This is a genomic window from Bacteroidota bacterium (assembly GCA_016183775.1).
In the GTDB taxonomy this organism is placed as follows: domain Bacteria; phylum Bacteroidota; class Bacteroidia; order JABDFU01; family JABDFU01; genus JABDFU01.
In genome coordinates, this window is the sequence record JACPDY010000005.1 from 1 (window position 1) to 12,399 (window position 12,399).

Annotated in this window: 7 protein-coding genes; 5 read left to right on the top strand and 2 right to left on the bottom strand. The window is 39.3% G+C overall.

The window, feature by feature from the left end:
* The coding region (locus HYU69_00710) for an SBBP repeat-containing protein (protein ID MBI2268857.1) at positions 1 to 3,868 on the bottom strand (3,868 nt) is incomplete at its 3' end.
* A gap of 158 nt (positions 3,869 to 4,026) precedes the next feature.
* On the opposite strand from HYU69_00710, the gene HYU69_00715 reads away from it, so the two are divergent.
* Positions 4,027 to 5,550 (top strand): hypothetical protein, encoded by a 1,524-nt coding sequence (locus HYU69_00715; protein ID MBI2268858.1) that lies wholly within the window; start codon positions 4,027 to 4,029, stop codon positions 5,548 to 5,550.
* Positions 5,551 to 5,650: 100 nt separating this feature from the next.
* On the opposite strand, the gene HYU69_00720 is transcribed toward HYU69_00715, so the two are convergent.
* Positions 5,651 to 8,911: an SBBP repeat-containing protein gene (locus HYU69_00720; protein ID MBI2268859.1), complete on the bottom strand. Its 3,261-nt coding sequence runs from the start codon at positions 8,909 to 8,911 to the stop codon at positions 5,651 to 5,653.
* A gap of 236 nt (positions 8,912 to 9,147) precedes the next feature.
* On the opposite strand from HYU69_00720, the gene HYU69_00725 reads away from it, so the two are divergent.
* From HYU69_00725 to HYU69_00740, 4 genes are all read left to right on the top strand, one after another.
* A complete protein-coding gene (locus HYU69_00725; GenBank protein ID MBI2268860.1) occupies positions 9,148 to 10,677 on the top strand; it encodes a hypothetical protein in 1,530 nt (509 codons plus the stop codon).
* Between the two features lie 47 nt (positions 10,678 to 10,724).
* Positions 10,725 to 11,384 (top strand): heme exporter protein CcmB, encoded by a 660-nt coding sequence (locus HYU69_00730; GenBank protein MBI2268861.1) that lies wholly within the window; start codon positions 10,725 to 10,727, stop codon positions 11,382 to 11,384.
* Positions 11,385 to 11,460: 76 nt separating this feature from the next.
* Positions 11,461 to 12,126 (top strand): cytochrome c biogenesis protein CcsA, encoded by a 666-nt coding sequence (gene ccsA, locus HYU69_00735; GenBank protein MBI2268862.1) that lies wholly within the window; start codon positions 11,461 to 11,463, stop codon positions 12,124 to 12,126.
* Positions 12,123 to 12,383 carry a CcmD family protein gene (locus HYU69_00740; GenBank protein ID MBI2268863.1) on the top strand — a complete coding sequence of 87 codons (261 nt, stop codon included), beginning with the start codon at positions 12,123 to 12,125 and terminating at the stop codon, positions 12,381 to 12,383. Before ccsA ends, HYU69_00740 begins: the two co-directional genes overlap by 4 nt.
* Positions 12,384 to 12,399: the final 16 nt, after the last annotated feature.

A 12,399-nucleotide genomic window follows, 5' to 3' on the forward strand; every position in this document is an offset into this window, starting at 1 on the left:
GATTTGAGATCTGAGATGTTGTACCTCCATTGCTCCATGCGAATGTATAACCCGGATTTCCTCCGACTCCTGTTGCGGTTGCTGAGCCTGTCGAAGCACCGCTACACGTTATATTTGTTGCAGTTGTTGTTACAGTAACAGGAGGATAAATTGTTACAACCGCGGTTGAAGTGGATGTATTCCCTCCCGCATCTCTTATTGTAACCGTATAAGTTGTTGTTGATACAGGGCATGGACTGATATTTTGTGTTGTCGCACCATTACTCCATGCATACGTATAGGGAGTTGTTCCACCTGCACCACTTGAGTTTACAGTAGCACAAGTACCAGGGCATACCGAACTGCCGGTAGCAGTTACAGAGGGGCCTGTAGAACAATTTATTACAGTTACCGTACTGTTAACAATAGTATTACACCCATTACCTGCAACAGTATGTTGAATATTGTAGGTACCAGCCGTTAAAAAAGTATAGGAGAAATTTGTAGTGGTACCGCTTACATTTGCAGGTGTTATGGGAGATATAACCCAGTTATATGTTATTCCGGCCCCGGGAGGAGTACCTGTATTTGTAAAACTCACCATTGTACCTATGCAAACTGTTCCAGTCGGTGACTGAACAAAAGATGCATTGTTACCCGGTGAAGAAGGTACCACAGCAGTTGCAGTCTGAGAGCAGCCGTAATAATCACTAACTAAAACTGTATAGGTTCCTGCTGCAAGATTTACAATAGTTGCACCGGTCTGTCCTCCAGGGGCCCAGCTATATGTTACTAAACCTGAATTTCCATTGACTGCTACATTTGCGCGGCCATTTGTATTACCACATGTGGTAGCAACAGAACTTGCAACCAATGTCATCGGTGGAGGCTTGGCAATGCTTACCGCTTGTGTTTGTGTGCAACCTTTCGAATCGGTTACCGTAGCATTATAGCTTCCTTGTGCCAAACCTGTAACTGTTTGTGCCGTTTGGCCCGTACTCCATAAATAAGTATAAGGCGAGCTTCCATTTGCAACATTTATTGTAGATGTTCCGGAATTAACGGTACATGACCACTGAGTGGAAAACCCCAAAACAATTGCGGGAGGTTGAGTAATGGTCACAATTTGTGTGGAAGTACATCCGCTCGCATCAGTGATCGAAGCTGAATAAGTCCCTGCAGCCAAACCCGTTGCGGTTGAAGATGTTTGACTGACCGGAGACCATAAATAAGTATAAGGACCCGTTCCTCCGTTTGCATTCACAGTAGCCGTACCGGTACTTTTTCCATTACAATTTATATTATTTTGGCTGACGGAAGTTGATAATCCACCCGTTGTACCCGTTATGATAACTGAAGCTGTTAATACAGAGAAACATGTACTTGTAGCGGTTACAGTATATGTGCCTGGACATAAATTACTAATCGTGTTTGTATTGCTGTTGCTGTTCAGCGTTTGGTTACCATTGCTCCAGGTGTAATTATACAAAGGCAAACCACAAGTTAAGCTTGCTGTTGCCGTTGCGTTGCAGGAACATCCGGATGTGTTATTAGTGGATTGTGTTGTTAATGTTACCGGTGAAGGTATGAACTTTACAATGCACCCATCATCCGATTGGCCTGGATTAGGATTATAATAAGCCCCTCCTCCAGGGTTAACAACAGGATAGCCAACGCCACCAACCCATTCCCCTGCCATGAACAAATTATTATTGCCATCCACCGCCAGCCCCTGTCGATGGTCACCTCCAGCACCTCCCATGTAAGAATTCCACAACAGTGTTCCGGAATTGGAAAAACAGGTGATTAACACATCATAGAGCCCACCTAATGTATTGTCAAAATAATTGGCAGGGCAGAAATTTTGAAAGGTAAAATTGGTGGAAAAAGTTTGAATCGCTACATACACATTCCCGCACAGGTCAATAGCCAGATTATCAGTATCCATATATACCTGAGAAAACGTCTCGAATTTACTTCCCCCATAAAAAGTCGCCCATTGTCGCTGCCCCGCGTTATTAAATTTCAGAATGAACGCGTCAGAATTGCCAGCGTAAAACTGGTTATAAGCACCAATACTACTCTGAACCGGGAAATTGGCACTACCGGTCATTCCGGTTACAAATACATTTCCGGCAGCATCTGTAGCGATGCAATTTCCTTCGTCAAGGCCCTTTCCTCCATAAAAAGTTGCCCACAGCAATGTCCCTGTGTTATTAAATTTCAGAATAAATGCATCACGATTTCCACCACCGTAGCCCAACTGATTATAAGTGCCGGCACCACCGTTTTGAACCAGGAAATTGGTGCTACTGGTATATCCTGTCACAAACACATTACCCCAAACATCGGTAGTAACAGAACGTCCCTCGTCCAGGTCACTCCCACCATACCATGTTGCCCAAAGCAACCCGCCCGCATTGTTAAATTTCAAAATGAAGGCATCCCTTAAAGCATCACCAGGAACCACCTGATTATAACTGCCAACATTGCTCTGAACGGGAAAATTTGGGCTAGCTGTATATCCCGTTACAAATATATTACCGACAGCATCTGTAGTGATGCTATATCCTTCGTCAACGCCAAATCCCCCATAAAAAGTTGCCCACAGCCTTGTTCCTGAGTTATTAAATTTCAGAATGAACGCGTCTTTCGTTCCACCACCGTGGCCCAGCTGATTATAAGCACCAAAGCTGCTCTGAACCGGAAAATTAGGATTGACGGTTTGCCCCGTTACCCACACATTCCCGGCAACATCTGTGGTGATGAAACATGCAAGATCATTCATGTTTCCGCTTCCGCCGTAAAAAGTCGCCCAAAGCCGTACACCCATGTTGTTAAATTTCAGAATAATTACATCCTCGCTGGATGTTGTACTCCCCTGATAATAAGAGCCAATGCTGCTCTGAACCGGAAAATTGGTGCTACCAGAATATCCGGTTATAAACAGATTGCCGTTGGCATCGGTAGCCGCAGATGTGAACCCATCAGTGCGATCACCGGAATAATAAGTGGCCCAAACAAGTTGCGGGTCTATTATTAAAGTTTTGTATTTTGAGTTTAAAGTTTCAAGTTGGAAAGAAATTTCGACATTGTGTTTGTCAATTATGGTTTTCTTGAAATAGCTCTTTACTTTCGCTTTAGTTTCCTTTACGTATGAGTATGGAGCATTTTCGGTGAGTGTACCCAATGGGGTTGGAATATTTATATTACCACTTCTGTCAATTGTTAAGGGGTTCTCACTTTCATAAATCAGTTTTATTTGTGCAGGGTCGGCTCCGGGATGCACTATAAAATCGTATTTCATGCCGGTTTTACTGCTGTTGTAAAACACCCAGTCAATACCGGGATATACATCTTGGATTGTTATTTTTTCATATTGTTTTACGTCGTAAATTCCATCAGGGCAATGTGGATAGAAATAATTGAAATGCTCTGCGCTTTCACCTTCTTTAATAATATTTTCTTTTTTTATGCTGCCATCTTTCAAATGCATATTTACCCATGCCATTTCGATTTTTATGTTTTCTTCCTCATGCCCGCCATTCATTCTTTCTTGTGTCACACAGAGCCCTTCGGCTTTGCTCAGAAAAGGCTTAATCGAAGAGCTTTGCTCTTCTTCCGCTTTTACAAACACATAAGTTAATCCGTTTTCAGTTATATAAACATCCATGCCCAAACCCGATGTTTTGAACAAAACAAATGGCAGAGGAATGTTGTCTGTATTCACCATCTGTCCCTTGTTTTCAAGGAAGTGCAATTGTCCGTGCTGAGAAATCAATTCTTCGGCTTTATAAGTCAAATCCGGATCATGACTTTTCTTTTCAGCGGAGAAACAATTAATGCTTAACATTAACCAAACAGTCGTATATGAGTATACTGGCTTCATTATCTGACTTTACTTGTTGAAAGATAATACATCCACCCACTCAAATCAAACCCAAATGTACAATTAATGTACAATTTCAAAATATGAATAATTTAACTTAATTTCATGTCATATATAGATAATATTAGTAATTAAATCAACTTTATCGTACATTTTCAATGAAGCCATCCGACGAACTATTCAGGCTGATCAAATCGTTAAGCAAGGCCGAAAAAAGAGGTTTTAAACTTTATGCCGCCCGCTATACCGGCAGCAAAACGTATTTAAAACTATTTGAAGCGATCGATAAACAGAAGGAATACAATGAAGATAAATTGCTGAAGCTTTTCGCGAAAGAAAAATTCTCACGGCAATTACACAGGTATAAAAACTATTTAACATCGCTTATCCTTCAATCGCTGGAGATGCAATACGCAGCTGATTCTGTTGATTCCATATTAAAGCATAAAGTACTGCAAATTGGCATACTCTATAAAAAGGGCCTATTTGAACAATGCAGAAAATTAATTTCAAACGCTAAAGAACTCGCCCAAAAACGAGAAAGTTACCTCATCCTACTGGAATTATCACATTGGGAATTCCGGCTCACAGCAATCCAATCGTATTTGAATGTGGGCGAAAATTATATTGTAAATTTATTTAACACAGAGTTCAATACGATAGAAGAATATAAAAACTACAGGGAATATTCTGAAATTGAAGGAAGGGTATTTAACATCTTTAAAAAAGAAGGCTTAATGAGAAACCCCGATTACTTAAAGCAACTTAACAAACTTGCTTCACATCCTCTATTGTCTGATGAAAGAAGTGCCACCAGCTTTATTTCTAAAATAAAATTTCATTCCATTCATGTTGCCATTTGTAGTATAACACATAATTTCAAAAAAATCATTCTTCATACGAAACGCGTGGTTGAACTGATCGAAGAAAATCCTTACCATATCGGTGACAACAAATCGAATTATATCATTTGTCTGGCCAATCACTTTAACTCCCAGGTGAGCCTGAACCGCTTTAGTGAGGCATTGCAAACAGTAAAAAAAATAAAAAGCGTTCCCGTTATTGCGCAGGGCGACAAAGAAATGGCCACGCTGATGACGATCGACAAGGAATTATTTTTGCATTACAAGATGGGGGATTTTGAAAAAGGAAAAGCCCTGTTGAATTCAATTGATAGGGAATATTTCGAAGGTATTGTTATAAAATACAAAAGGGAATCCGAAGTTTTTTTCAAAATTGCCAATATATATTTTGGCATGGGCGAGTTTCAGAAAGCGAGTATCTATTCAAAAAGGATCATCAATACTATATTCACAAATCAAAGAAAAGACATTGAATGCTTTTTCCGGATATTCTTGCTGATCATTTATTATGAAATGGGAGAACAGGATCAATTGGAATTTTCGATCAGGTCTGTTTACCGGTTTTTATTGAAACGTGACCGGCTTTACAAATTTGAAGACGCGATCTTAACCTTTATCCGTAAAAAGATCATCAAATTAAACACACACGAGGAACTCCGAAAAGCCTTTATCGAACTGAAGGATCAATTGGAAAAGATCACCAAATACCCGTTTGAGAAAACGGCACTGGATTATTTTGATTTTATCAGCTGGTTGGAGAGTAAAATTGAGCGACGGCCTTTTGCTCTTGTGGTAAAGGAAAAGGCAAAAGTTGGTTAGGAGTTGACGGTTGTTGGTTCAACACTTGATCTTCTTGCAAGGAACACTCCGCCTGACAACTATTTATCAACCGAAGCTTTAGTACAGGTTGAACATCTACTCAAGGTGCACTAAGACTGACATTCACACTGCAACCGTTTTTGTCTTTAATATTTATAATGTAATTGCCGGGGCAAAGTTGGTTCTTATACCTGTTAATATATCCATCCGGCCAGGTATATGAATAAGGGCTCGTTCCCCCTGTTGCATTTATGAGTATCCATTCTTTGCAACCACAGCCTGCACAGTTGGCGGTGCCTTTTGACACTTGCCCAGTTAAAGTCGGCGGTGAAATTATTCCGGCGGTAGAAGTCGCAACACAACCTTTTGAATCGGTTACTGTAACAGTATAAATTCCTGAAACCAAACCAGAAACTGTTGAACCTGAAACCCCGTTACTCCATACATATACATAAGGTGTGCTTCCACCGCCAGGGCTTGCGGTTGCCGAGCCTGTCGAAGTACCGCTGCAGCTTATGTTGGTTGGAATTACGGTTACACTAACCATGGGATTAACGGTTACAACAGCTACTGAAGTGGCTGTCAATCCTGCATTGTCGGTAATTGTTACGGTGTAATTGGTTGTACTGGCCGGACAGGGGTTAATACCCGCTGTTGTTGCGGCTGTACTCCACAAATAAGTATAAGGGGCTGTACCACCTGCTCCTGTTGCTGTTAAGGTGGGACAGGGAGTTACACCGCTGCATATTGATGCTGAATTTACGTTGGCGGTAATACCTCCGCATATAGTACCTGTTATAACAAAAGTTGCCGTTTGTATTTGATTACAGCTACTGGCAACTGTTACAGTATAGCTACCCGGACATAAACCGGAAATGGTGTTTGTTGTGTTTGTGCTGTTTAAAGTAGTGCTGCCATTACTCCAGGTGTAATTATAATTTGGTTCACTACAGGTTAAGTTAATTGTTGCACTGCCGCTACATGGGGTGCAGGTGGTGTTATTGGCCTGTGATTTAGTAATAACAGGAACAACCGGAATAAATTTTGCAATAAAAGCATCGTCGTCCAAACCTGCCCCCGGAAGATTTTGAAAGAACACACCTCCTCCGGGATTTATTAAAGGGAGAGTAGATATATTGTAAGTAGCGCTGCCATAGTGAGGAAACTCTCCCGCAAGAAAAATATTGGATTTATTATCGATAGCCAAAGCTCCGCGAAAATCGTTATCACCATTACCTCCAAAGTAACTACACCATAATAGTTTACCCTGGTTAGTGAATTTAGTTATTACTATATCGTCTGAAATACTTAAGCCCGCATATGTCTGCGTCCCCTTAAAGTAGGAGCCACAGGAAGGGTTATATACATCTATTCCGGAAGGCGGGGAATTATATGATGTACGCGTATTAAATGAAATATATACATTTCCACACAAGTCAGTTTCTATCCGGTCATAATCATTAGTTTGTGTATCCTCGTTATTGCCGCCAAAGTAGGTAGCCCACTGCCTGATACCATTCAGATCAAATTTCAATATAAAACCATCTCTTAAACCACCGATCAAATTATCAAAATAATTGCCGGAATTAAGTAATGGAAAATCAGTTGAATAAGTAATTCCGCTAATGAAAATGTTACCAAAAATATCAGAAGCGATTCCCATTCCTGACTCACCTTTGCTTCCGCCATAAAACGTTGACCACAAACGATTTCCTGCATTATCGAATTTTAGTATAAAAATATCCCCGGTTTCAATCGGAAAGAACGCAGTTGGAGCGGTTCCTCCTCCATAACTTCCATCCGAATATGCGGCACCGTTGGTTTGAATCGGAAAATCAGGTGAAGTAGTGTTACCTGTAACGTATAAGTCATTATTACTGTTGATTGTTAAAGCATTTCCTTCCTCAACAGCGCTGCCGCCATAATAAGTTGCCCATAAACGGGTGCCAACATTATTAAACTTCAAAAGAAACGCGTCACTGGCTCCATTGAGCGTCCCATCAAAAAATGTTCCGGAGTTCTGTACAGAAATATCCGCAGAAGTCGTTTTTCCGGCAATATAAATATTATTTAAAGCATCAGATTTTATACAGCGGCCTTCGTCAACCCCGCTCCCCCCGTAATAGGTGGCCCATAAACGGCCACCGGTATTACTGAACTTCAGTATAAAGCAATCACTTACCCCACCAATTGAATTATCAAAATAAGTGCCGGCATCAAAAACGGGAAAATTAGCGGAGTTTGTACCACCGGTGAGATAGACGTCCTGATTGGAATCTATTCTTATGGAAACTCCAAAATCATTATTGCTTCCGCCGTAATAGGTACCCCATAGCAACACCCCATTATTGTCAAACTTAAGAATACCGGCATCGTAATTCCCTCCGTTGACGGCCTGAAAGGCTCCTGGAACAGGGATCCCGGTTGAATAAGTGTATAACGCTGCAAACAAATTGCCTGCTGCATCAACATCCAAAGATCTTATTCCGTCCCAACCATTGCCGGCATATAATGTACACCAGGTAAGCTGAGGATCGATTACAATTGTTTCGGTGTTACTATCGAAAGAAGTAATTTTTTGCAAGCCACCCAATTGAAATGAAACCTCAACATTGTGTTTACTTATTTGTTTACTGCGGAAATGGCTTTCAATAGGAACACTGCTTGCACGGTAATAAGTATATGGAGCATTTTCGGTTAAGATGCCTAAAGGTGTTGTAACATGAATATTTCCTCCATTATCAATTGAAAGCGGCTCCTCGCTTTCATATAACATCCGAATAGCCGATGGATCGGCTCCGGGGTTTACGATGAAATCATATTTTACTCCTTTCATACCCGTAGTGTATAATACCCAGTCAATACCCGGATACACATCTTTCACTGTTAACTTCTCATATAGCCTTACATCATAAATACCATTTGGACAATGATGGTAAAAAAAGTTGAAATGTTCCCTGCTCTCTCCTTGTTTAACAATATTGTTCTTGTTGATTTTTGCTTTAACCAGTCGCATGTGAAACTGAGCCATTGCAAAGGTCTTATTATCCTCCGCAGCCATTTCTGTAACAAAATTCCCCCCATCCTTCATATCATTATTGGTCTTACTTTCATTTCCCTGTACAAATACATAGGTAAGACCCTTTTCTGTGATATATATATCCAATCCTTGTAAACTTGTTTTAAACAGAACATCAGGAACGGTATTACCATTAACATCCGTCATTTGTCCTTTGTTTTCGATGAAGGCTGGTGTTTTTTGTTTTGAAAGCAAAACGTCAGCACTGGGATGTTGAGCGTAGCAATATCCCATCAAGAGCATAAATACATTAAATATGGATATCTTTTTTGCTTTACTCATGGCGCGGTCAGGTTAACATTTACGCTACACCCATTTTTATCTTTAATATTTACTGTGTAATTACAAATATTGAGATTACACAATGACAATCTGTATTGATTCTTAAAATTAGAGCGATTTTATCGCCAATACAAACAAGACTTGTAGTATTATTACAATCATTAATCATAAATATAATATATAAATGCCTATATTTGATTGATTTAAGCATATTTTAATGTTTAAATATTACAATCATGAAATTTAATAATTCAAAGGAAACTTTGTTTGACTTGATCAAATCGCTTACTCCAAGTGAGAAAAAAAGCCTTACACTTTATATAAATTATTATTCAACCGGGGACAAAAAATACCTCCACCTTTTTGAAATGATTGATTCGACTCATAATTACGATGAACGAATTATAGGTCAAAAACTGAAAGACAAAAATATATTAACTCCTTTGCCTAAAATAAAAAACTATCTATTGGCACTGATCCTGAAGGCTTTACGATTTCATTATTCCGGAAAATCAATTGAAGGAAAAATAAGGGATTATTTTGCAGATATAGAAATTTGTCACAATAAAGGATTGAAAACGTTAAGAAATAACATAATAAAAAAAACAAAAAAGCTGACAGGGCAATTTGAAAAACAGGAAGCACGATTACAGGTACTGAATAAAGAATGGGGCTTGGGATTAAATCTGCAGAAAGACACAGCCCTGCTCATTGAACAAGAGCAAATTTCAGTACAAATAGCATCAGTCAGAACATACAAATCCCTGATCTATTCCGTTCATAAACTATTAAAACATGGGGATATCAGGGATAAAATGATAAAAACAGAATGGATAAAAATAATAAAGCATCCATTGATGATTAGTACCAATGAGCCGACTGATTTTGAATCAAATTATTATTATCACACAATTTATAATGTGTATTACGAAAAATTAAATGAATTTAAGAAGGGACGAGATCACCTGGAAACATTATTGAAAAACATGGAATCCCGGCCGGAACTTCTAATGGAGCATGTCGCGAAATACATGAGCGTGCTGAATAATTTTGTGGCCATATTATGTGCGAATAAAGAATTGAACAGGGCAGAGGACATTTTAAATAAATTATTGCTCATTCAAAACTGGAAATTGGGCCAGGAAGAAAAAAATATACTTACAGATAACATTACAATCGCATACAGTAATCTTTTATTTGGATATTTATTAGTAAAGGCGTTTGACGCCGGAGAGCGCATGGCACAAGATGCAATTTTTTTTATGCAAACCCATAATGCGAGGGTGGTATACAAAACAGCGCTGTTTGTCAATCTGTCGGGCTTATACTTATACACCGGCAATTATTATCAGGCTCGTATTTGGAATAACAATATACTAAATGAATTACCCGGAAATTGCAGAGAAGGTGATTATGTTATTGCAAAAATATTAAACCTGATTATTCATTATGAACTTGAACAAGACGACCTTTTAACCTATATAGTTCGTTCTACATATCTTTTTTTATTGAAAAGGAAGCGATTATATAAGACAGAAGATGTGCTTCTGCGTTTTATCCGGAACAAATTACCCGGATCAAATTCACGAAAAGAACTCATTAATTTTTTTAAAGACTTAAAAATGGAACTTCAGGAGATCACCAAAGATCCTTTTGAAGCAAAGGCCCTGGAGTACTTTGATTTCATTTCCTGGCTAGATAGTAAAATACAAAATCGCCCTTTTATGGAAGTGGTGAAAGAGAAAGCGAGACTGTCCGCAAAATAAATGTTAGCTGGCCGGCAGCTGACAAAAACAGTATCTTTGAATTGAAAATGTTTATACGAGAGCTAAAAGCCCTGCTGGCAAAAGAAATAAAACTCGAATTCCGCCATAAGTACGCGTTGAACGGAATACTGTTGTATGTTATTTCAACTGTATTTATAAGCTACCTTTCATTCAAACAAATTGTTGACCCTCCTGCCTGGAACGCCTTGTTCTGGATCATTATGCTGTTTGCATCGGTGAATGCCGTATCAAAAAGCTTTATGCAGGATAGCCGCGGACTGCAGCTTTATTATTACACGCTTGCGAGTCCACAAGCTGTTATTCTTTCAAAAATTATTTACAACGCGTTATTGCTGCTTTGCATATCACTTATATGTTATACGTTTTACTCCTTGTTCATCGGAAACATTGTCCAGAATCAGATCTTGTTTCTGACAAGCCTTACATTAGGCAGTTTTGGTATCTCATCTATTCTTACTCTTGTATCAGCTATTGCCGCTAAAACAAACAACAACTTCAGTTTAATGGCTGTGTTAAGCTTCCCCATAATGGTGCCTTTACTTATTACCCTAATGAAAGTTTCCAAGGACGCAGTCGATGGACTTGCATTTTCGGTAACCTACTCTTACCTGCTGGTACTTACCCTGTTAGACCTTATTGTAGTGGCACTTTCCTATATGTTATTTCCGTACCTTTGGAAGGATTAATTTAGTTAAAAAAGGTTTCAAGTTTCAGGTTAAACCACTCATGCCAACCTGAAACCTGAAACCCTTAAACCTTAATATGAAAAACTGGTGGAAAATATTATCTATACTTCTCCTTCTCTTCACAATTGTGTGGGGCTTTTTAGGTCCTGTTCCACATTTAGCGATCTTGCATGAAACGATCCGTAACCTTTACTTCCATGTTACCATGTGGTTTGGTATGATGATAATTTTAACCGTTTCACTTTGTTACAGCATTCTCTATCTGGGAAGATCCGATATTAAAAATGATATTATAGCAGTTGAAGCAGCCAATGTATCTGTTTTACTCGGTACACTCGGACTGGTAACAGGTTCCTTATGGGCCCGCTATACATGGGGTGCCTGGTGGACCAACGATCCGCAGTTAAACGGAGCTGCTGTAACAATGCTGGCTTACCTTGCTTATGTATTGCTCCGAAATTCAATTGATGATGAACAAAAGCGGGCACGCATTTCTGCCGTCTACAATATTTTCGCGTACGTTATGATGGTTGTGTTCATCGGCATCATCCCCAAGTTTACCGGGGTCGATTCGCTTCATCCGGGCAAAGGCGGCAACCCTGGCTTTAATTCATACGATCTTGATACTTCTCTTCGGGTAGTGTTTTATCCTGCCATTGTAGGATGGACACTGCTTGCCGTTTGGATCATGAGTCTTCGGATAAGAATAAAAAATATTCAACAAATTTTAATCAATAAATGAAAAAGGTATTTATGCCGGTGGCTGTTTTGATGGGTCTTAATGCCCTTGCCCAGGAACAAAACAATATTGAAATGGCGGATGCCCTGCGTTCAAGCGGAAAAATTTATGTTGTGGTTGCAGTACTTGTATTGATTTTTATTGGTATAATTATTTATTTAATCAGCATTGACAGAAAAATTTCAAAATTAGAAAAGGAAACTAACGCACAACCGGATTCCCTGCATGACGGCGAGACAGGTTCACTTCGTTCAGAATGACAAAATTAAAAGTGGA